Origin of the sequence: Citrobacter freundii ATCC 8090 = MTCC 1658 = NBRC 12681 (genome assembly GCF_011064845.1) — a bacterium.
Classification (GTDB): domain Bacteria; phylum Pseudomonadota; class Gammaproteobacteria; order Enterobacterales; family Enterobacteriaceae; genus Citrobacter; species Citrobacter freundii.
The window spans coordinates 2,290,840-2,310,301 of the sequence record NZ_CP049015.1 but is presented as its reverse complement, the minus strand read 5'-3'; the positions used below and the strand labels follow the sequence as shown (position 1 = coordinate 2,310,301).

Annotated in this window: 22 protein-coding genes and 1 pseudogene; 13 read left to right on the top strand and 10 right to left on the bottom strand. The window is 51.3% G+C overall.

The features are described from left to right. Positions 1-8 precede the first annotated feature (8 nt). From rsxG to gstA, 5 genes are all read left to right on the top strand, one after another. Complete coding sequence (rsxG, locus tag G4551_RS11115; RefSeq protein WP_003029155.1) at positions 9-629, top strand: electron transport complex subunit RsxG; 621 nt, start codon at positions 9-11, stop codon at positions 627-629. A gap of 3 nt (positions 630-632) precedes the next feature. Beyond that, positions 633-1,328 carry an electron transport complex subunit E gene (locus G4551_RS11110; protein WP_003029158.1) on the top strand — a complete coding sequence of 232 codons (696 nt, stop codon included), beginning with the start codon at positions 633-635 and terminating at the stop codon, positions 1,326-1,328. Beyond that, a complete protein-coding gene (gene nth, locus G4551_RS11105; protein WP_003029161.1) occupies positions 1,325-1,960 on the top strand; it encodes an endonuclease III in 636 nt (211 codons plus the stop codon). The genes G4551_RS11110 and nth overlap by 4 nt, the downstream gene beginning before the upstream one ends. A gap of 613 nt (positions 1,961-2,573) precedes the next feature. Further along, positions 2,574-4,079, top strand: coding sequence for a dipeptide/tripeptide permease DtpA (dtpA, locus tag G4551_RS11100; RefSeq protein WP_003029162.1), 1,506 nt, complete (start codon positions 2,574-2,576; stop codon positions 4,077-4,079). A 104-nt stretch (positions 4,080-4,183) separates the two neighbouring features. Beyond that, positions 4,184-4,789 (top strand): glutathione transferase GstA, encoded by a 606-nt coding sequence (gene gstA / locus G4551_RS11095; protein ID WP_003029164.1) that lies wholly within the window; start codon positions 4,184-4,186, stop codon positions 4,787-4,789. Between the two features lie 83 nt (positions 4,790-4,872). Here gstA and pdxY read toward each other — a convergent pair whose 3' ends face one another. The 5 genes from pdxY to anmK form a co-directional block, all read right to left on the bottom strand. Then, positions 4,873-5,733, bottom strand: a complete 861-nt coding sequence (gene pdxY, locus G4551_RS11090; protein ID WP_003836429.1) for a pyridoxal kinase PdxY — start codon at positions 5,731-5,733, stop codon at positions 4,873-4,875. A gap of 64 nt (positions 5,734-5,797) precedes the next feature. Further along, positions 5,798-7,072 (bottom strand): tyrosine--tRNA ligase, encoded by a 1,275-nt coding sequence (gene tyrS, locus G4551_RS11085; protein ID WP_003836431.1) that lies wholly within the window; start codon positions 7,070-7,072, stop codon positions 5,798-5,800. 126 nt (positions 7,073-7,198) lie between these two features. Then, positions 7,199-7,855, bottom strand: coding sequence for a pyridoxamine 5'-phosphate oxidase (pdxH, locus tag G4551_RS11080; RefSeq protein WP_003836433.1), 657 nt, complete (start codon positions 7,853-7,855; stop codon positions 7,199-7,201). A gap of 59 nt (positions 7,856-7,914) precedes the next feature. Then, positions 7,915-8,244, bottom strand: a complete 330-nt coding sequence (mliC, locus tag G4551_RS11075; RefSeq protein ID WP_003836435.1) for a C-type lysozyme inhibitor — start codon at positions 8,242-8,244, stop codon at positions 7,915-7,917. 87 nt (positions 8,245-8,331) lie between these two features. Next, the gene (gene anmK / locus G4551_RS11070) at positions 8,332-9,453 is read right to left on the bottom strand and encodes an anhydro-N-acetylmuramic acid kinase (protein ID WP_003029171.1); all 1,122 of its coding nucleotides are present in this window, start codon (positions 9,451-9,453) and stop codon (positions 8,332-8,334) included. Positions 9,454-9,727: 274 nt separating this feature from the next. Here anmK and slyB point away from each other — a divergent pair, with 274 nt between their 5' ends. Beyond that, positions 9,728-10,195, top strand: coding sequence for an outer membrane lipoprotein SlyB (gene slyB, locus G4551_RS11065; RefSeq protein ID WP_003029175.1), 468 nt, complete (start codon positions 9,728-9,730; stop codon positions 10,193-10,195). Between the two features lie 47 nt (positions 10,196-10,242). Here slyB and slyA read toward each other — a convergent pair whose 3' ends face one another. Beyond that, entirely contained in the window at positions 10,243-10,683 is a 441-nt protein-coding gene (slyA, locus tag G4551_RS11060) for a transcriptional regulator SlyA (protein WP_019076732.1), read from the bottom strand. A 192-nt stretch (positions 10,684-10,875) separates the two neighbouring features. Here slyA and G4551_RS11055 point away from each other — a divergent pair, with 192 nt between their 5' ends. From G4551_RS11055 to G4551_RS11045, 3 genes and pseudogenes are all read left to right on the top strand, one after another. Further along, positions 10,876-11,112, top strand: a complete 237-nt coding sequence (locus G4551_RS11055; RefSeq protein ID WP_003029180.1) for a DUF1656 domain-containing protein — start codon at positions 10,876-10,878, stop codon at positions 11,110-11,112. Positions 11,113-11,114: 2 nt separating this feature from the next. Continuing rightward, complete coding sequence (locus tag G4551_RS11050; RefSeq protein WP_003836440.1) at positions 11,115-11,978, top strand: efflux RND transporter periplasmic adaptor subunit; 864 nt, start codon at positions 11,115-11,117, stop codon at positions 11,976-11,978. Continuing rightward, a pseudogene (locus G4551_RS11045) lies at positions 11,975-14,015 on the top strand (FUSC family protein). The gene G4551_RS11050 and the pseudogene G4551_RS11045 overlap by 4 nt, the downstream one beginning before the upstream one ends. On the opposite strand, the gene sodC reads toward G4551_RS11045, so the two are convergent. The 3 genes from sodC to G4551_RS11030 form a co-directional block, all read right to left on the bottom strand. Then, positions 13,991-14,515 (bottom strand): superoxide dismutase [Cu-Zn] SodC, encoded by a 525-nt coding sequence (sodC, locus tag G4551_RS11040; RefSeq protein WP_003836443.1) that lies wholly within the window; start codon positions 14,513-14,515, stop codon positions 13,991-13,993. The pseudogene G4551_RS11045 and the gene sodC sit on opposite strands and share 25 nt — an antisense overlap. Before the next feature lie 81 nt (positions 14,516-14,596). Continuing rightward, positions 14,597-15,493 carry an aldo/keto reductase gene (locus G4551_RS11035; RefSeq protein ID WP_003836445.1) on the bottom strand — a complete coding sequence of 299 codons (897 nt, stop codon included), beginning with the start codon at positions 15,491-15,493 and terminating at the stop codon, positions 14,597-14,599. Positions 15,494-15,542: 49 nt separating this feature from the next. Next, complete coding sequence (locus G4551_RS11030) at positions 15,543-15,782, bottom strand: DUF1289 domain-containing protein (RefSeq protein WP_003029191.1); 240 nt, start codon at positions 15,780-15,782, stop codon at positions 15,543-15,545. Between the two features lie 101 nt (positions 15,783-15,883). Between G4551_RS11030 and G4551_RS11025 the strand changes: the two genes are divergently transcribed. The 4 genes from G4551_RS11025 to rnt all read left to right on the top strand — a co-directional run bounded on the left by G4551_RS11025 (position 15,884) and on the right by rnt (position 18,882). Then, entirely contained in the window at positions 15,884-16,483 is a 600-nt protein-coding gene (locus G4551_RS11025) for a TetR/AcrR family transcriptional regulator (protein ID WP_003836447.1), read from the top strand. Between the two features lie 54 nt (positions 16,484-16,537). Beyond that, the gene (gene nemA, locus G4551_RS11020) at positions 16,538-17,635 is read left to right on the top strand and encodes an alkene reductase (RefSeq protein ID WP_003029197.1); all 1,098 of its coding nucleotides are present in this window, start codon (positions 16,538-16,540) and stop codon (positions 17,633-17,635) included. Between the two features lie 97 nt (positions 17,636-17,732). After that, positions 17,733-18,140 carry a lactoylglutathione lyase gene (gloA, locus tag G4551_RS11015; RefSeq protein ID WP_003029198.1) on the top strand — a complete coding sequence of 136 codons (408 nt, stop codon included), beginning with the start codon at positions 17,733-17,735 and terminating at the stop codon, positions 18,138-18,140. A gap of 94 nt (positions 18,141-18,234) precedes the next feature. After that, positions 18,235-18,882 carry a ribonuclease T gene (gene rnt / locus G4551_RS11010; protein ID WP_003029200.1) on the top strand — a complete coding sequence of 216 codons (648 nt, stop codon included), beginning with the start codon at positions 18,235-18,237 and terminating at the stop codon, positions 18,880-18,882. A gap of 53 nt (positions 18,883-18,935) precedes the next feature. Here the strand turns inward: rnt and grxD are convergent, their stop codons facing one another. Next, complete coding sequence (gene grxD / locus G4551_RS11005; RefSeq protein WP_003832760.1) at positions 18,936-19,283, bottom strand: monothiol glutaredoxin 4; 348 nt, start codon at positions 19,281-19,283, stop codon at positions 18,936-18,938. Positions 19,284-19,462 lie beyond the last annotated feature (179 nt).

Below are 19,462 nucleotides of genomic sequence, written 5' to 3'. Positions count from 1 at the left end.
GACTCCCAATGCTGAAAACGATTCGTAAACACGGTATTACGCTGGCACTGTTTGCTGCTGGTTCAACGGGATTAACCGCGGCAATCAATCAATTAACCAAGTCCACCATTGATGAACAGGCCGCGCTGCAGCAAAAAGCACTGTTCGATCAGGTGCTACCTGGCGATCGCTACAATAATAACTTGTCTGAGAGCTGTTATCTGGTCAATGCGCAGGCATTGGGCAAAGGTACTCACCGCGTGTATATTGCCCGCCAGGACGACCGTCCCGTTGCAGCAATTCTTGAAGCTACGGCGCCAGATGGGTATTCCGGGGCGATTCAACTGCTGGTCGGTGTCGATTTTACGGGTACCGTGTTGGGTACGCGGGTAACCGAACATCATGAAACCCCGGGACTGGGCGATAAAATCGAACTGCGACTGTCCGACTGGATCACCCACTTTAGCGGCAAAACGATCGCTACGGGTAACGATGCCCACTGGGCTGTGAAAAAAGACGGCGGCGACTTTGACCAGTTTACTGGTGCAACCATTACGCCGCGGGCGGTAGTGAACGCAGTAAAACGCGCCGGTTTGTATGCGCAGACGCTACCCGCGCAGCTTCCTCAACTTAGCGCCTGTGGAGAATAAACCATGAGCGAAATTAAAGACGTTATAGTCCAGGGGTTATGGAAAAATAACTCCGCGCTTGTGCAGCTACTCGGGATGTGTCCGCTGTTGGCTGTTACCTCTACCGCCACTAACGCGCTGGGACTGGGGCTCGCGACGACGCTCGTTCTGACGCTGACCAACCTTACGATTTCGGCCCTTCGTCGCTGGACTCCGCCTGAAATCCGTATTCCAATTTATGTCATGATCATCGCCTCCGTGGTGAGTGCGGTGCAGATGCTGATCAATGCCTATGCCTTTGGCCTGTATCAGTCTCTGGGCATCTTTATCCCGCTGATTGTGACCAACTGTATTGTTGTTGGCCGCGCAGAAGCCTTCGCCGCCAAAAAAGGCCCTGCATTATCCGCACTCGATGGTTTTTCCATCGGTATGGGGGCGACCGGCGCCATGTTTGTTCTGGGCTCGCTGCGTGAAATAATTGGTAACGGTACACTGTTTGATGGCGCAGACGGTTTGTTGGGTAACTGGGCCAAAGTATTGCGCGTTGAGATCTTCCATACTGATACGCCGTTTCTGCTGGCCATGCTGCCACCAGGCGCGTTTATTGGTCTGGGCTTGATGCTGGCAGTTAAGTACCTGATTGATGAGAGAATGAAGAAACGTCGTGCCGAAGCGGCTGTTGCGGACAGTCCAGCTGGTGAAACAGGGAATGTCTCATGAACAAAGCAAAACGTCTGGAAATACTGACTCGCCTGCGGGATAACAACCCGCATCCGACAACCGAGCTTAATTTTACATCGCCGTTTGAACTGCTGATTTCGGTCTTGCTATCCGCTCAGGCCACCGATGTCAGCGTCAATAAAGCGACGGCTAAACTATACCCCGTCGCCAATACGCCTGCTGCGATGCTGGAGCTCGGAGTTGAAGGTGTTAAGTCCTACATCAAGACAATCGGTTTGTTTAACAGCAAAGCGGAAAACGTAATTAAAACCTGCCGCATTCTGCTGGAACAACATAATGGTGAAGTGCCTGAAGACCGTGCTGCGTTAGAAGCTCTCCCCGGCGTTGGGCGCAAGACGGCTAATGTGGTGTTAAATACCGCCTTTGGCTGGCCCACTATTGCCGTAGATACCCACATTTTCCGGGTATGTAACCGGACACAATTCGCCCCAGGTAAAAACGTCGAGCAGGTAGAAGAAAAGCTACTGAAAGTCGTACCCAGTGAATTTAAAGTCGATTGCCACCACTGGTTAATTCTTCATGGCCGCTACACCTGTATAGCCAGAAAGCCACGTTGTGGTTCCTGTATCATCGAAGATCTCTGCGAATTCAAAGAGAAAGTCGATATCTAATGCTGCCGGGGCATCCTCTTTGCCCCATACATACATAACGTTTAGTTATGCACCCCCCAAAGTTTCTTTTCCCGACAATGATGCCATTCAATTGCTCAAATCTAATGCAATATTCTTGTTAATTAACACCTGAGCAGGTTAATCGTTTTTTTAGCAAAAGAAATTTCTATCTATACGTGATCCAGATCATCCAGCTAACACAATGTTAATAAGTTTTTATTTTTTAGTTAAGGTGACAATTAGATGACCTAACTGCACAGTTTATAAACAAAACATTACACTGCCTATTTTTCAGATAATGGCCTATATCACTGGATTCAACCTTAAATAGCAGAACATATCGCCACATTCCGGTTTTAGCGGTGATTAAACAGTGTAAAAATCTGCCATTTTACAAATGAAGAAATTTAACGCTAGATAACATTTCGCAGCCCCGACGATTTCACCAGTCATGATATATGTAACAGATTATTACAAACCACTTGTCTGAATGGTCAAGATAGTGAACATTACTTGCCGTTTCCCCTCCCACTATAACAATCGGACGGATGAACTTGACTCATCACGTACCTGAACACCCCCGTTGATATGGGATGTAAAAAAAGAGGTAAAAGTGTCTACTGCAAACAATAAACCAACAGAAAGCGTAAGTTTAAACGCCTTCAAACAACCAAAAGCGTTCTATCTCATTTTCTCTATTGAGCTGTGGGAACGTTTTGGTTATTACGGCCTGCAAGGGATCATGGCCGTCTACCTGGTTAAACAACTGGGCATGTCAGAAGCGGATTCCATCACCCTTTTCTCGTCCTTTAGCGCCCTGGTATATGGCCTGGTTGCGATTGGCGGCTGGTTAGGTGATAAAGTTCTGGGTACAAAACGCGTCATTATGCTGGGTGCCGTTGTCCTGGCCATTGGTTATGCGCTGGTAGCATGGTCCGGTCACGATGCGGGTATCGTTTATATGGGCATGGCGGCTATCGCGGTCGGTAACGGCCTGTTTAAAGCAAACCCATCCTCCCTGCTCTCTACCTGCTATGCCAAAGATGACCCGCGTCTTGATGGTGCATTTACCATGTACTACATGTCCGTCAACATCGGTTCATTCTTCTCTATGCTGGCAACGCCATGGTTAGCTGCGCGTTACGGCTGGAGCACCGCGTTTGCGCTGAGCGTCGTGGGTATGCTGATTACCGTTGTTAACTTCGCATTCTGTCAGCGCTGGGTTAAACAATACGGTTCTAAACCTGACTTTGAACCAATCAACTTCCGTAACCTGCTGCTGACTATCGTTGGCGTTGTGGTTCTGATCGCGATTGCGACCTGGCTGCTGCACAACCAGCAGATCGCACGTATGGTTCTGGGTGTAATTGCTATCGGTATCGTGTTTATCTTCGGTAAAGAAGCCTTCACCATGAAAGGCGCTGCACGTCGTAAAATGATCGTCGCCTTCATTCTGATGCTGGAAGCGATTATCTTCTTCGTGCTGTACAGCCAGATGCCGACCTCACTGAACTTCTTTGCGATTCGTAACGTTGAGCACTCTATTCTTGGCATTGCTTTCGAACCTGAACAGTACCAGGCGCTGAACCCGTTCTGGATCATCATTGGTAGCCCAATCCTCGCCGCTATCTATAACAAGATGGGCGATACCCTGCCGATGCCGACCAAGTTTGCGATTGGTATGGTTCTGTGTTCCGGTGCATTCCTGATCCTGCCGCTGGGCGCGAAATTCGCTACCGATGCGGGCATCGTTTCCGTTAACTGGCTGATTATCTGCTATGGCCTGCAAAGTATCGGTGAGCTGATGATCTCCGGTCTGGGTCTGGCAATGGTGGCACAGCTGGTTCCGCAACGCCTGATGGGCTTCATCATGGGTAGCTGGTTCCTGACCACTGCCGGTGCAAACATCATCGGTGGCTACGTCGCTAACATGATGGCTGTACCAGAGAATGTGACTGACCCGCTGATGTCCCTTGAAGTCTACGGTCGTGTGTTCCTGCAGATTGGTGTTGCGACGGCTGTTATCGCTGTTCTGATGCTGCTGACGGCTCCGAAACTGAACCGTATGACTCAGGATGACGAAGCCGATGAGAAAGCCGCTAAGGCCGCGACAGCGTAATTCTCAGGGAAACTCATTTTCAGGCCGCTAACTGTTGTTAGCGGCTTTTTTTTTGCATGAGGTAGCACTACCATACGATATACCTCAGCCAAAAGGAGTTACCGATGAAACTGTTCTACAAACCGGGCGCTTGTTCTCTTGCTTCCCACATCACACTTCGTGAGAGCGGTAAAGATTTCACGCTGGATGGTGTTGATCTGATGAAGAAACGTCTGGAAAATGGCGATGATTTTTTCGCGGTAAACCCAAAAGGGCAAGTTCCCGCACTGCTGCTGGATGACGGTACGCTACTTACCGAGGGTGTCGCCATCATGCAATATCTGGCGGACAGCGTGCCAGACCGTCAGCTCCTTGCCCCTACCAGCAGCCTCTCCCGTTACAAAACCATCGAATGGCTTAACTACATTGCGACAGAACTGCATAAAGGCTTTACGCCACTGTTCCGTCCCGATACGCCGGAAGACTTCAAGCCAACCGTTCGCGCGCTGCTGGAGAAAAAAATGCAGTATGTGAACGACTCGCTAAAAGATAACCAATGGATCTGCGGCCCGCGCTTCAGCATCGCCGATGCCTACCTGTTTACCGTACTGCGTTGGGCCTATGCGGTTAAGCTGAATATGGCAGGATTAAGCCATATCGACGCGTATATGGCGCGTATGGCTGAACGCCCGGCGGTTGCCGCGGCGCTTAAAGCAGAAGGGTTAAATTAATTGTTGTTGCCGGGTGGTGCTTGCGCTTGCCCGGCCTACAGCTAAAAATATGCCCGATAAGCGTGAACGCCATCGGGCATTGATTACAGCTGCGTTGCGCTGAAGTAGTGTTCAGGCTTGGCGATGCGATCCTGCGCGGCCACCACCTGCAGCTCATACTCGTGCATCTCTTCAGTGGCGATCATCACTTCGTACACTGCCGCAGTCACATGCTCAAGCGCCTGCTGTAAAGACGCGCCCTGCAACAGTTTCACCAGCAACAAGCCACTGGTAACATCACCCACACCAACCGGTTGACGTGCGCCAAAATCGACCAGCGGGCGACTGATATGCCACGCCTGTTCAGCGGTGACCAGCAGCATCTCGAAACGGTCGGTGCTAATACCTGCGCGTGCCAGATGCTTCACCAGTACAATTTCAGGTCCCTGAGCGATCAGTTCACGCGCCGCCGCAACAGCCTCATCAACATTGTTCACCGCATGCTCGCACAGAATTTCGAGCTCAACCAAATTCGGGGCAATAATGTCACTAGCCGGAAGCGCATGACGTACATGAAATTCCGCCACACCCGGAGCTACGATACACCCCTTTTCAGGGTGTCCCATCACCGGATCGCAAAAGTATTTTGCCTGCGGGTTGGCCGCTTTTACTTTACGTACAATACCCAGAATATGCTCGCCCTGTTCAGCGGAGCCAAGATAGCCGCTCAGTACTGCGTCACAGGTCTGGAGTTTATCAATATCAGCAATGCCCTGGACAATTTCAGTCAGGTGGCTCGGCGGCATAACGCAACCGGTCCATTTGCCATACTGCGTGTGGTTTGAAAACTGGACGGTATTCAACGGCCAGACGTTTGCGCCAAGACGACGCATCGGGAATTCTGCTGCACTGTTGCCCGCATGGCCAAAAACAACGTGGGACTGGATGGCGAGGATATTCTTCATTTTACTTATCACAACCCTGAAAAAATAAAGGGGCGTAGTTTCCCACGCCCCTGCTAACTCAATCTTACTTCCAGCAAATCAGACAATAGTTCTTCTTGCCACGGCGCAGTAAGGTATAGCGCCCGAACAGGATATCACTCTCCTGGAAGAAATATTCCGGATCGGACTGCTTCTCACCGTTGATGGTCACTGCGTTAGACGCAATGGTCTTACGGGCCTGACCGCGAGAAGGTTGCAGCTCGGAGTCCACCAGCGCCTGCATCAAATCGGCACCTTTGTCCATCTCGATCATCGGCACGCCATCCTGCGCCAGCTGTTCGAAATCTGCTTCACTCAAATCGCTGAGATTGCCGTTGAACAAGCTTTCGGTAATGCGTTTTGCCGCGACCAGACCTTCTTCACCGTGAACCAGACGCGTAACCTGTTCGGCCAGAACATACTGGGCACGCGGCGCTTTACCGCTGTTTTTATCTTCTTCTTCCAGCGCATTGATCTCTTCAATGTCCATGAAAGTGAAGAATTTCAGGAAGCGATAAACGTCCGCATCTGCGGTGTTAATCCAGAACTGGTAGAATTTATACGGACTGGTTTTCTTCGGATCCAGCCACACTGCGCCGCCTTCCGTCTTACCGAACTTGGTGCCATCAGCTTTAGTAATCAGCGGAACGGTCAGACCAAACACCTGATTCTGGTGCAGACGACGGGTCAAATCGATACCCGAAGTAATGTTACCCCACTGGTCAGAACCACCAATCTGCAGTGCCACGCCGTGCAGCTTATTCAGGCAGGCAAAGTCATAACCTTGCAGCAGGTTGTAAGAAAACTCGGTAAAGGAGATCCCCTGATCGTCACGGTTCAGACGCTGCTTAACCGCTTCTTTGTTGATCATCTGGTTGACGGAGAAGTGTTTGCCGATATCACGCAGGAAAGTCAGTACGTTCATACTGCCAAACCAGTCGTAGTTGTTCGCAGCAATCGCCGAGTTGTCGCCACAGTCGAAATCGAGGAACGGTGCAACCTGTTTGCGGATTTTATCCACCCACTCCTGCACAGTGTCTTCGGTATTCAGTTTACGCTCGGCGGCTTTAAAGCTCGGGTCACCAATCAGACCGGTTGCGCCACCTACCAGTGCGACAGGCTTATGGCCTGCCTGCTGGAAGCGTTTCAGGCATAACAATGGAACCAGATGCCCCAAATGCAAGCTGTCAGCGGTAGGATCGAAGCCGCAATAGAGCGCGATCGGGCCTTGCGCCAGTCGCTCTGCTAACGCTTCCTCGTCCGTCACCTGGGCCACCAGCCCCCGCTCTTGCAATTGTTTAATCAAGTTACTGCTTGCCATCAAAATCTCCATGTATAAAACGACTGCACCTTTGCCGGTACACGACTTTTCGCCTGATGCGAAAGAAACATAGAATAAAGCGCCGGATTGATCAGCACCAGCGCTTAAAACAAGAAATTTGCATCTTTAGGGGGCCAGGCGATCAATTTTCCACGCGTTATCTTCGCGTTGGTATAAAAAACGATCGTGTAAACGGTTTTCACCACCTTGCCAGAACTCCATTTGCTCAATACTCACGCGAAAGCCGCCCCAGAAACTGGGCAGTGGAACTTCTCCTTGTTGAAACTTCTGCTTCAGTTCGAGAAATTTACTTTCGAGAATACCACGAGCTGAGATCCTGCTGGATTGCTTAGAGACCCAGGCGCCAATCTGGCTGTCGCGTGGGCGACTGTGGAAGTATTTCACTACTTCTAACGTGGAGAGACGCTCAGCCTTGCCGATCACCATCACCTGCCGTTCCAGCGTATGCCAGGGAAATAAAAGGCTGATGCGTGGATTTTTCTCGATCTGATGCGCCTTACGGCTGCCAAGGTTGGTATAGAACACCAGCCCTTTGTCATCAAAATGTTTGAGTAACACGATACGCTGATACGGCTGGCCATTTTCATCGACGGTCGCAACGACCATCGCGGTGGGATCGGCCAGTTTGGCGTCACAGGCTTGCCCCAGCCAGCGCTCAAACAGCGCAAGGGGTTCGGCGGGAAGATCGCGGCGGCGAAGACCGCCTTTCGTGTATTCACGGCGCAGATGCGCGATTTGCTGCAATTCGTCGTTATCAGACATGATGTTGGGCTACGGATTGTCAGTGGGTGACGCTATTGTGCGCCGCCCAGGTGAAAATCTCAACGCTTCGGGTTCTGTAACTGACAGTTATTTAGCACAATTCTGTCTCGTTTATAGACCGTTGCCTCGTCGCCTTTAGACCAGAAAACGTAGATCCCATCGGTATAGCGCGCACCTGATGCCGACATGCCCTGTTTGAGGTTCAATAGCTGATTATCATAAACAAAGCTTGCCGTCTGGCGGGTATTGTTCAGCTTGACGGTAAGTGGTTTTTCGTCGCAGCGGTATTCGAGCGTATCCGTTTGCATACGCTCAACAAATTGGTTGTACACGCTACACCCGCTAAGCAGTACCGGCAGACACACTAACAATAGTTTTTTCATAGCCATATCCTGAAGACTTTCCTGGTCCCGGAGGGTAATGGCACCCTCCCTAATATCCCTAGTTTACCGGCATACGGTGCTGAATAATTTCAGTTAACTCTGAGTTCGTGGGTTAGCAGGATAAATCGCCCCTAAAACGCTCGGCTCTGATGCGCCAGTCACAGAAGGCAGATTTCCAGGTAATCCAGCCAGTGTCCGCCACGCAAGCCAGGCAAAGGCTAACGCTTCCATATCATCGCCGCTGATCCCGGCTTCATCAGTTGAGGTGACCTCTGTTCCCGGCAATAGTGCCGCCAGACGCATCATCAGCAGCGGATTACGGCTTCCTCCACCGCAGACCATGAGCCGTTCACAACCGCCGCTTAGCAAGACCTGCTCTGAAATGGTCACCGCGGTCAGTTCGGCAAGCGTCGCCTGCACATCCCGCGGACTAATCCCCGGGAACTGCACCAGATGACGTTCTATCCAGCCATAATTAAAATACTCACGACCAGTGCTTTTCGGCGCAGGCGCGGAGAAATAAGGGTCGTTAAGCATATTTTGCAGTAACGGCAGGATAACCATTCCCGAAATGGCCCACTGCGCATCTTTGTCGTAAGGTTGACCGCATTGCCGCCAGATCCAGGCATCCATCAGCATATTGCCCGGCCCGGTGTCGTATCCGCGAACGGGTTGTTGCGGAATAAGCAGAGAGAGATTGGCAATCCCGCCGATGTTTAACACCATCCGCCGTTCCGTTGGATGTGCCAGCAGTGCCTGATGAAACGCGGGAACGAGCGGTGCACCCTGCCCGCCAAGGGCAATATCACGTCGACGAAAATCGCCGACTACGGTTATCCCTGTACGCGCAACAATCTGGTTGTTATCGCCAATTTGCAGCGTGTGTGGCGCAGCACCGTTCGGTTCATGCCACACGGTTTGCCCATGGCAACCAATCGCAACGATATCCTGCGGTTTCAATTTTTCTTGCGCCAATAACGCATTCACTGCCTCAGCAAATAAATAACCGAGCTGTGCGTCCAACTGACCAAACTGAGAAAGTGTAAGCTGCTGCCCCTGGCAGATATCCAGAATCGCTTGTTTAACATGAATGGGGATGGGCCAGGTCAGACTCGCCTGCTGCGCAACCATCGTTTCATCTATTGTCGCCAGCACAACATCGACGCCATCAAGGCTGGTTCCAGACATTACACCGATAAAACGGCCCGATTTCATAGGTCATCCTTTTAAGCAAATTAGCCTTGACACTCAACCATAAAGTGTCGACTAATGCCATGCTTCCTTAATGATTTTTGGTGGCTAATCATTACAATGATCGTTTAATTACATCAATTACATGAATGATTCGTTTATACTCGGTTGATCCGATTTCGGTTAAGATTTTCATATTGTTCCAGTAGAACATGTGATCTTAGGCTCACAAATGCCATATAATTTAACCATGAAGGGTGCTTTATTAGCGTTTCGTGGTGACAAAGGAGATTTGTAAATGATTAAACGTGTGCTGATTGTTTCATTAATGGGCGTATCTTTAGCGGGTTGCGTTAACAATGATAGCCTTTCAGGTGACGTGTATACCGCATCCGAAGCGAAACAAGTTCAGAACGTTACCTACGGTACGATTGTTCATGTTCGTCCGGTGCAAATCCAGGGTGGCGATGACGCAAACGTGATTGGTGCTATTGGTGGTGCGGTACTCGGCGGGTTCCTCGGTAACACCGTCGGCGGCGGTACGGGTCGTTCATTAGCGACGGCTGCAGGCGCAGTTGCCGGTGGCGTAGCGGGTCAAGGCGTACAAGGTGCGATGAATAAAACCCAGGGTGTGGAACTGGAAATCCGTAAGGATGATGGTAATACCATCATGGTGGTTCAGAAACAGGGTGCGACCAAGTTTTCAGCCGGCCAGCGCGTTGTTATGGCTAACAACGGCAGCCAGGTTACCGTGTCTCCACGCTAATCAAATTCACGTGTGGTCAGACTCTGGCCACACGTCATTTTTTTGCTTCAGCCCTGTGACTGCAGCTCAATAATATTGTGTTCCAGCCTGGCGACCAGTTTAATCAGCAGATCAATTTCCTCAGCTGAAATCCCTTCCAAAATTTCTCCACGCGTCTTGTTGATAACCGCTTCCATATCAGCGATCAGCGGCTCTGCTTTTTCTGTCAGTTTAATTCTCTTTGCCCGACGATCGCTGGCGCAAGTCTGTCGTGAAATGAGTCCCTTTTCCTCTAACTGGTCAAGCGTACGTACCAACGAAGGTTGCTCGATGCCAATCGCTTTAGCCAACTGAATCTGCGATTGATCCGGCGGCAACTGATGAATGTTGTGCAGCGTAACCCAATGCGTCTGCGTCAACTCCAGAGGTTTCAGGCGATGGTCAATCAGAGCACGCCAAATGCGCACCAACCGTGCCAGATCAGAACCTAATGGCGATTCCAATTTCATCTCCTTATAATTAGCTTGCTAAGTTATTGTGCTGATTTTAGAATAGTGTGCAGCATTTGTATTCCCAAAACAAATGTATTGCCAAATTTGCTTACCGGCTGACATTTTTTCAGACATCATGCGTTACGGAGACTCATTGTCTCTTTTTTGCTAAACCTATAGCAATGCTCTCTTCCGCCAAGGATTTTGCCCGTGAAGTTTATGTTTAATGCAACAGGATTGCCCCTACAAGATTTAATGATCGGCGCATCTGTCTACTTCCCTCCTGTTTTCAAGGCGATTGTAGCAGGCTTTATTCTCTGGTTGGTTGTTCATCGCCTACTGCGCGACTGGATTTACTCTGGCGAAATCTGGCATCCCTTGTTAATGGATCTGTCACTCTTTACGCTTTGCGTATGTCTGGCCTTTGTTATGCTGATAGCGTGGTGATTATGTCGCTTAAAACCGTTAAATACTTCTCCACTATTATAGTCGCTGCAATCGCAGTTTTCGCCGGATGGTGGATGTGGAATTACTATATGCAATCGCCCTGGACACGTGATGGCAAAGTGCGAGCTGAGCAGGTCAGCATTACGCCACAGGTGTCAGGTAGCATTAGCGAACTCTATATAAAAGATAACCAGTTTGTGAATAAAGGCGATGTCCTTTTTATTATCGACAAGACACCATTTCACATTGCTGAACTGAATGCGCAAGCGCAACTTGCAAAAGCGCAGTCTGACCTGGCGAAAGCCAATAACGAAGCCAACCGCCGCCGTCATTTATCGCAAAATTACATCTCAGCCGAGGATCTGGATACCGCAAATCTCAACGTGAAAGCCATGCAGGCGAGTGTTGAAGCAGCAGAGGCCAGTCTGCGTCAGGCACAGTGGCAATTGACGCAAACGGTGGTCAAAGCCCCCGTAGCGGGCTGGGTCACCAATCTTTCAACCCGTCCCGGAGACTACGCTTCAACCGGGAAACCTCTGTTTGCTCTCGTCGACAGTCACTCTTTTTATGTAATGGGGTATTTTGAAGAAACTAAGTTGCGCCACATTCGCGAAGGTGCACCTGCCCTCATCACGCTCTACAGCGGTGATATAAAGTTACAGGGTCACGTTTCCAGTATTGGTCGTGCTATCTACGATCAAAGTGTGGAAAGTGATTCCGGCCTGATTCCAGATATCAAGCCCAACGTGCCGTGGGTGCGTCTGGCGCAGCGTATCCCGGTACGCATCGAATTCGACGCCCTGCCGCGGGATGTCACGCTGGTATCAGGTACAACCTGCAGCGTATCCATCGGCCAGCGTAAATGAAACTACCCCGCCTGACACCTGGCAATTTGCCGTGGTTTAAAGCCACGGCGGCACAGTGGCGTTATGCGCTGCGTAACACCATTGCGATGTGTCTGGCGTTAACTTTTGCTTATTATCTGAATCTGGACGAACCCTATTGGGCGATGACCTCTGCGGCGGTGGTCAGTTTTCCCACCGTTGGCGGGGTTATCAGCAAAAGTCTGGGTCGCGTGGCGGGGAGCTTACTGGGTGCCACCGCCGCATTGATTATTGCCGGTCATACCCTTAATGAGCCGTGGTTGTTCTTGCTGAGCATGTCGGTGTGGATCGGCTTTTGTACCTGGGCCTGTGCGCATTTCACCAATAACGTTGCCTACGCCTTTCAACTGGCGGGTTATACGGCGGCGATCATTGCGTTTCCCATGGTCAATACCGTGGAAATTACGCAGTTATGGGATATCGCGCAGGCACGCGTGTGTGAAGTCATCGTCGGTATCTTGTGTGGCGGTGTGATGATGATGATCCTGCCCAGCACCTCCGATGGCATCACGTTACTGACTGCTTTGAAAAACATGCATTCACGTTTACTGGAACATGCCAGCCTACTCTGGCAACCAGAAACCACGGACGCCATTCGCACAGCCCATGAAGGTGTTATCGGTCAGATTCTTACCATGAACCTGCTGCGTATTCAGGCGTTCTGGAGCCACTACCGTTTTCGCCGACAAAATGCTTTGCTCAATTCGCTGTTGCATCAACAGTTAAGGATGACCAGCGTGATTTCCAGTCTGCGCAGGATGCTGTTGAACTGGCCTAATCCCCCTTCCAATACCCGGGAAATTATCGAGCAGTTGCTCAGCGAACTGATAAAATCCAATGCTAATAGCTACACCGTTGCACGTATTATTGCCCCACTGCGACCCGTCGATGCACGCGACTATCGACACGTCGCCTTCTGGCAACGACTGCGTTATTTTTGTCGGCTCTACCTGCGCAGCAGTCATTATCTGCATTTACTGGAAAATGGCGTTACCGCCGAGCGTATTAATATCGTCCGCACGCCGGGGCTTGCCCGTCATACCGATAATGCGGAAGCTATCTGGAGCGGGTTACGTACGTTCTGCACTTTGATGCTTATCGGCGCATGGAGCATTGGCGCACAATGGGAATCAGGCTCTGGCGCCCTCACGCTCGCCGCCATCAGCAGCGTGCTGTATTCCGCCGTTGCCACGCCGTTCAAGTCGCTTTCTTTGCTGATGCGCACACTGGTTCTGCTGTCGCTGTTTAGCTTTGTGGTTAAGTTTGGCCTGATGGTGCAAATTTCCGACCTCTGGCAATTCATTCTTTTTCTCTTCCCGCTACTCGCCACCATGCAACTGTTAAAGCTGCAAATGCCAGCCCTGGCAGGTCTTTGGGGGCAACTGATTGTATTTATGGGTTCGTTTATCGCGGTGACCAATCCGCCGGTATATGATTTTGCTGATTTCCTGAATGACAATATGGCGAAAATAACTGGTGTGGCGCTGTCATGGCTGGCCTTCGCCATTCTGCGGCCCGGATCGGATGCACGGAAAAGTCGCCGCCATATTCGCGCCCTGCGCCGGGATTTTGTCGATCAGCTCAGCCGACACCCATCACTCAGTGAAAACGAATTTGAATCGCTGACCTATCATCACGTCAGCCAACTCAGCAGCAGTCAGGATGCGCTGGCTCGACGCTGGTTATTACGTTGGGGGGTCGTATTGCTGAACTGCTCGCACGTGGTGTGGCAACTGCGCACCTGGGAGGCGCGTTCGGATCCGCTGGCTCGCGTCAGGGACGTGTGTATCTCTCTGCTGCGCGATGTAATGAGCGAACGTGGCGTCCAGCAACGACCACTGAATGCCACGCTGAGTGAGCTACAACGCATCTGCGATACGCTTGCCCACCATCATCAACCTGCTGCACAGGAGTTATCGGCATTGGTCTGGCGGCTACACTGCTCGCTTTCACAACTCGAACAGGCGCCACCGCCGGGCACTCTCAGTAGTTGATTATTTGATAACACCACAGGCGTAGCGCGCTCCGCCACCGCCAAGCGGTTTCGGTTGATCGGACATATTATCGCCGCCCACATGGATCATCAGCGCTTTGCCTTTAACCTCATCGAGGGTTTTGAGGCGCGGCGCAATGACCGGTGTTGTGGCGTTTCCGTCGTTATTCACCACCAGCAGCGGCAGGTCACCCATATGACCTGCGCCTTCCGGGCCTTCGTGTTTGCCGGTTTGGTGCGGATCATAATGGCCTCCAGCCGATTCCGCGGCTGAGGCTTTCCCTTCTTTAATCGCCGGTTGGCAGCTGCCGTTCATATGCACATGGAAGCCATGTTCTCCCGGCGGCAACGCTTTCAGATCGGGCGAAAACTCCAGCCCCATTGCGGTTTCAGCAATAGTGACCGTACCAATCGCCTGGCCAACGCCTTGCGACGTGACCAGATTCATCGTCACTTTTTCTTCAATGGCAGCCTGCGCACCTGCACAGGCGAGTAGAGTGATGATGGCCAAACTCAAACGCTTCATAAGACCTCCGTCCAAAAGGTGTCTGATTGTTAAGTGTAAACCAGTGACGCAATTTTGAACGGAGATGCACCAAAAACACGATTAAGGTACGTCGTAACCCAGTGCAGCTTTACGAATGCGGAACCATTGCTGGCGAGACATGTTCAGCGTCTCAGACTCAATGGCGGCGCGTACGCGCTCTATTTTTCCTGAGCCAATAATCGGCAGCGGCTGAGACGGCAAACGTAAAATCCAGGCGTACACCACCTGCTCAATAGACTGCGCGTTTAACTCTTCTGCGATCGCGGCAAGTTCATTTCGTAATGGCTGGAACGCATCGTCATTAAACAAGCGACCGCCGCCGAGGCAGGACCAGGCCATTGGACGAATACGCAACTGTTGCAGTTGATCTAAAGTGCCATCCAGCAGGAGCGGCTGATGTACCGGAGAGATTTCAACCTGGTTGGTCGCCAGCGTAAACGGCAGACGCGATTGCAACAATGAGAACTGTGCCGGGGTGAAATTAGAGACACCAAAGTGACGCACTTTGCCACTGTGGTGCAATTTTTTGAAAGCGTCGGCGACGTCGTCAGCATCCATAAGCGGATCGGGACGGTGGATGAGCAACAGATCAATATGATCGGTCGCCAGCAGCTTCAGCGATTCTTCCGCACTGGCAATAATATGCGCGCTGTCGGTGATGTAATGGCCCAGCGCATTTTCCGCGCGCGCCGTCGTCGCGATCCCGCATTTGGTCACAATCTGCATTTTTTCACGCAAATGCGGAGCCAGTTTTATTGCCTCACCAAACGCCGCTTCACACTGGTATCCACCGTAGATATCGGCGTGATCGACGGTGGTCACGCCCAGATCCAGATGCTCTTCAATAAAGCTGACTAGCTGGCGCGCGGACATATTCCAGTCCATCAGGCGCCAGTACCCCATCACAAAGCGAGAAAATTCCGGGCCTTGCGGCGCAATAGTAATACGCTGAACCATAGCAGCTTCCTTTTAAGTGAATGTGCCTCGAGTATACGCAATTACGCTTTTAAAAGAGTGAAGGTTGTTGCGGTTCTTCCGAAGGGTTGGCTTTGTTCGCTCGTAATTTACGCATCAGGCGCTGACGACAAAGCCGTAGCACTTCCTGCTTTTGGGCATCACTCATCTTTTGCCAGTTAAAACGTTCATCCCGACTGCGAAAACAGCCACGGCAAAATCCGCGTTCGTCAGACTGACATATTCCACGGCATGGGCTCTGGACGGGGAAAAACTCCAGCTGTTCGGCCACATCCCCTCCTTTAGTAAGATTGATATACTTATTGAAGACGTTAACTGAATTTCTCGCAAGCGCTATTGCATTAGACCGACTGGTCTATTACACTCCTGTTCATGAACAAAATCACTGAACACGATACACGCGAACATCTACTGGCGACTGGCGAACTGCTGTGTATGCAGCGCGGCTTCACCGGCATGGGTTTAAGCGAACTACTGAAAACCGCTGAAGTGCCCAAAGGTTCGTTTTATCATTATTTTCGCTCTAAAGAAGCGTTCGGTGTCGCGATGCTGGAACGCCACTATGCGGCCTATCATCAGCGACTGGCTACGCACTTTGATACGGGTGCGGGAAACTACCGCGACCGCATTCTGGCCTACTATCAGGAAACCCTGAACCAGTTTAGCCAGCACGGCATTATTAGCGGCTGTTTAACTGTAAAACTGTCTGCCGAAGTGTGCGATCTGTCAGAAGATATGCGCACAGCGATGGATAAAGGCGCGCGGCACATTATTGTGCTGTTAGCGCAGGCACTGGAGAAAGGTCAGGCCAGCCATTGTCTGTCCTTTGTTGGCGAGCCGTTACAGCAGGCGCAAGTACTGTATGCGCTGTGGCTTGGCGCCAACCTACAGGCCAAGATTTCTCGTAGCGCTACTCCGCTGGAAAATGCGCTGGCGCACGTTAAAAACATCATCACAACGCCTGCCGTTTAACAGGCGTTTTTATTTCTTTTATCACTAGACGACCGGTCTATTCAGGAGTGCCACATGTCATCTGAAAAACTGTTTTCCCCACTGAAAGTGGGTGCCATTACGGCAGCAAACCGCGTATTCATGGCGCCACTGACGCGTCTGCGCAGTATTGAGCCTGGCGACATCCCTACTCCGCTGATGGCCGAGTATTACCGTCAACGCGCCAGCGCGGGTCTTATTATCAGCGAAGCGACGCAGATTTCCGCACAGGCGAAAGGCTATGCCGGAGCACCCGGCTTACACAGCGAAGCGCAAATTGCCGCATGGAAGAAAATCACCGCTGCCGTACACGCTGAGCAAGGTCATATTGCTGTCCAGTTGTGGCACACCGGACGCATCTCTCACGCGAGTCTGCAACCAAATGGTCAAGCTCCAGTTGCACCTTCCGCGATTAGTGCTGGAACCCGCACCTCGCTGCGCGATGAAAATGGTCTGGCAACGCGTGCCGATACCTCAATGCCACGTGCGCTGGAAACCGAAGAGATTCCGGGCATCGTTAATGACTTCCGTCAGGCGATAGCCAACGCGCGCGAAGCGGGTTTCGACATGGTTGAACTGCACTCTGCCCACGGCTACCTGCTGCACCAGTTCCTGTCGCCAACCTCTAATCAGCGTACCGATCAGTACGGCGGTAGCGTCGAAAATCGTGCGCGTCTTGTGCTGGAAGTGGTTGATGCCGGTATTAAAGAATGGGGTGCCGATCGTATTGGTATTCGCGTCTCCCCGATTGGCTCATTCCAGAACGTTGACAACGGTCCGAACGAAGAAGCCGATGCGCTGTATCTGATTGAACAATTGGGCAAGCGTGGAATCGCTTACCTGCACATGTCTGAGCCGGACTGGGCCGGTGGCGAGCCGTATTCCGATGCGTTCCGCGAAAAAGTTCGCGCGCGCTTCCACGGTCCTATCATTGGTGCTGGTGCCTACACCCCTGAAAAGGCAGAAGCGTTGATCGAGAAAGGTCTGATCGACGCCGTTGCTTTTGGTCGTGCCTATATTGCTAACCCGGATCTGGTGGCGCGTCTGCAACGCAAAGCGGAGCTGAATCCACAACGTGCTGAGAGCTTCTACGGTGGCGGCGCGGAAGGTTACACCGACTATCCTACCCTCTAACGTCACAATCTCCGTTCTGCCATTGATAGCGGCGTAACAACGCCGCTATACTAAAACAACATTTTGAATGTATTAGCCATTTTCGAAGGGGAAAAAGATGCGTTTACTCCATACCATGCTGCGCGTGGGTGACCTGCAGCGTTCCATCGAGTTTTATACCAACGTGCTGGGCATGAAGCTGCTGCGTACCAGCGAAAACCCTGAATACAAGTACTCTCTGGCTTTTGTCGGCTACGGTCCTGAAACCAGTGAAGCCGTAATCGAACTGACCTATAACTGGGGTGTCGACAAGTATGAGCTGGGTACTGCCTATGGCCATATCGCCCTGAGCGTAGACAACGCGGCTGAAGCCTGTGAACGTATTCGCCAGAATGGCGGTAACGTAACGCGTGAAGCGGGTCCGGTAAAAGGCGGCACTACAGTGATTGCGTTCGTTGAAGATCCGGACGGCTATAAAATTGAGCTGATCGAAGAGAAAGACGCCGGGCGCGGCCTGGGCGACTAACCTCCCCTCGGGCGCAGATCGTCTGTGCCCGTAGTTTTATACTCATCATTTTGCCATAATACGCGCTGCAATTTTCCCGTATTAAGAGACCCAGATGTCCGATAACGCTCAACTTTCCGGTCTGTGTGACCGTTTTCGTGGTTTTTATCCTGTCGTCATTGATGTCGAAACCGCAGGGTTCAATGCCAAAACCGATGCGCTGCTTGAGATTGCAGCCATCACACTGAAAATGGATGAACAAGGCTGGCTGATGCCGGACACGACGTTACATTTCCACGTAGAGCCGTTTGAAGGCGCGAATCTGCAGCCGGAGGCCCTCGCCTTTAACGGTATTGATCCGAACAATCCGCTACGCGGCGCGGTCAGCGAATATGACGCTCTGCATGCCATCTTCAAAATGGTGCGTAAAGGCATTAAAGACAGCGGCTGCAATCGGGCAATCATGGTGGCGCATAACGCTACGTTCGACCACAGTTTCATGATGGCAGCAGCAGAACGCGCCTCGCTGAAACGGAATCCGTTTCATCCATTTGTAACCTTTGATACAGCGGCATTAAGCGGTCTGTCATTGGGGCAAACGGTGTTGTCAAAAGCGTGCCTGGCGGCGGGAATGGAGTTTGACGGGAATCAGGCACACTCGGCACTGTATGACACCGAACGTACGGCCGTGCTGTTTTGCGAAATCGTTAACCGCTGGAAACGTCTCGGTGGTTGGCCTCTTCCCGTGCCTGAAGAAGCATAACGGCGACATAAAAAAAGCGACCATTTCAGGTCGCTTTTTTACTTCTGCTGATATTACTCAGCGTCCGGCTCTTCGGTTTTGTATTTCGCAGCTGTTTCTTTAATCAGCTGCTGCAACTCACCGCGCTGGTACATTTCTATCAAAATGTCACAACCACCAACCAGCTCACCATCAACCCACAGTTGTGGGAAAGTTGGCCAGTTTGCGTATTTCGGCAGTTCGGCGCGAATATCCGGGTTCTGCAGAATATCAACGTAAGCAAAGCGTTCACCACAGGCTGACAGCGCCTGCACAGCCTGAGCGGAGAAACCGCAGCTTGGCAGTTTAGGAGAACCTTTCATGTACAGGAGAATCGGGTTTTCAGCGATCTGGCGCTGGATTTTTTCGATAGTGGTGCTCATTATCTTGCTTCCTTAAACTTCTTTTACGGCAGTAGTCTGACATTGTAACGGGTCAGACAGGCAACGGAAAATAACATTTTCATTACGCGTTATTATTTTATCCCCTGACGCTAAAAGTTGCATTCATAATCTCATTTATCCCCTTCAAACATGTGGATTTGATTATCTGTTCACCAACT

What these genes read in the sequence shown, in the direction of transcription:
- slyA (WP_019076732.1), bottom strand. Translation starts at nt 10,683, where the DNA reads ATGAAATTGGAATCGCCATTAGGTTCTGATCTGGCACGGTTGGTGCGC.
- pdxY (WP_003836429.1), bottom strand. Translation starts at nt 5,733, where the DNA reads ATGAAGAATATCCTCGCCATCCAGTCCCACGTTGTTTTTGGCCATGCG.
- gstA (WP_003029164.1), top strand. Translation starts at nt 4,184, where the DNA reads ATGAAACTGTTCTACAAACCGGGCGCTTGTTCTCTTGCTTCCCACATC.
- rnt (WP_003029200.1), top strand. Translation starts at nt 18,235, where the DNA reads ATGTCCGATAACGCTCAACTTTCCGGTCTGTGTGACCGTTTTCGTGGT.
- G4551_RS11025 (WP_003836447.1), top strand. Translation starts at nt 15,884, where the DNA reads ATGAACAAAATCACTGAACACGATACACGCGAACATCTACTGGCGACT.
- pdxH (WP_003836433.1), bottom strand. Translation starts at nt 7,855, where the DNA reads ATGTCTGATAACGACGAATTGCAGCAAATCGCGCATCTGCGCCGTGAA.
- grxD (WP_003832760.1), bottom strand. Translation starts at nt 19,283, where the DNA reads ATGAGCACCACTATCGAAAAAATCCAGCGCCAGATCGCTGAAAACCCG.
- G4551_RS11050 (WP_003836440.1), top strand. Translation starts at nt 11,115, where the DNA reads ATGTCGCTTAAAACCGTTAAATACTTCTCCACTATTATAGTCGCTGCA.
- gloA (WP_003029198.1), top strand. Translation starts at nt 17,733, where the DNA reads ATGCGTTTACTCCATACCATGCTGCGCGTGGGTGACCTGCAGCGTTCC.
- nemA (WP_003029197.1), top strand. Translation starts at nt 16,538, where the DNA reads ATGTCATCTGAAAAACTGTTTTCCCCACTGAAAGTGGGTGCCATTACG.
- G4551_RS11035 (WP_003836445.1), bottom strand. Translation starts at nt 15,493, where the DNA reads ATGGTTCAGCGTATTACTATTGCGCCGCAAGGCCCGGAATTTTCTCGC.
- slyB (WP_003029175.1), top strand. Translation starts at nt 9,728, where the DNA reads ATGATTAAACGTGTGCTGATTGTTTCATTAATGGGCGTATCTTTAGCG.
- anmK (WP_003029171.1), bottom strand. Translation starts at nt 9,453, where the DNA reads ATGAAATCGGGCCGTTTTATCGGTGTAATGTCTGGAACCAGCCTTGAT.
- rsxG (WP_003029155.1), top strand. Translation starts at nt 9, where the DNA reads ATGCTGAAAACGATTCGTAAACACGGTATTACGCTGGCACTGTTTGCT.
- mliC (WP_003836435.1), bottom strand. Translation starts at nt 8,244, where the DNA reads ATGGCTATGAAAAAACTATTGTTAGTGTGTCTGCCGGTACTGCTTAGC.
- G4551_RS11110 (WP_003029158.1), top strand. Translation starts at nt 633, where the DNA reads ATGAGCGAAATTAAAGACGTTATAGTCCAGGGGTTATGGAAAAATAAC.
- sodC (WP_003836443.1), bottom strand. Translation starts at nt 14,515, where the DNA reads ATGAAGCGTTTGAGTTTGGCCATCATCACTCTACTCGCCTGTGCAGGT.
- nth (WP_003029161.1), top strand. Translation starts at nt 1,325, where the DNA reads ATGAACAAAGCAAAACGTCTGGAAATACTGACTCGCCTGCGGGATAAC.
- tyrS (WP_003836431.1), bottom strand. Translation starts at nt 7,072, where the DNA reads ATGGCAAGCAGTAACTTGATTAAACAATTGCAAGAGCGGGGGCTGGTG.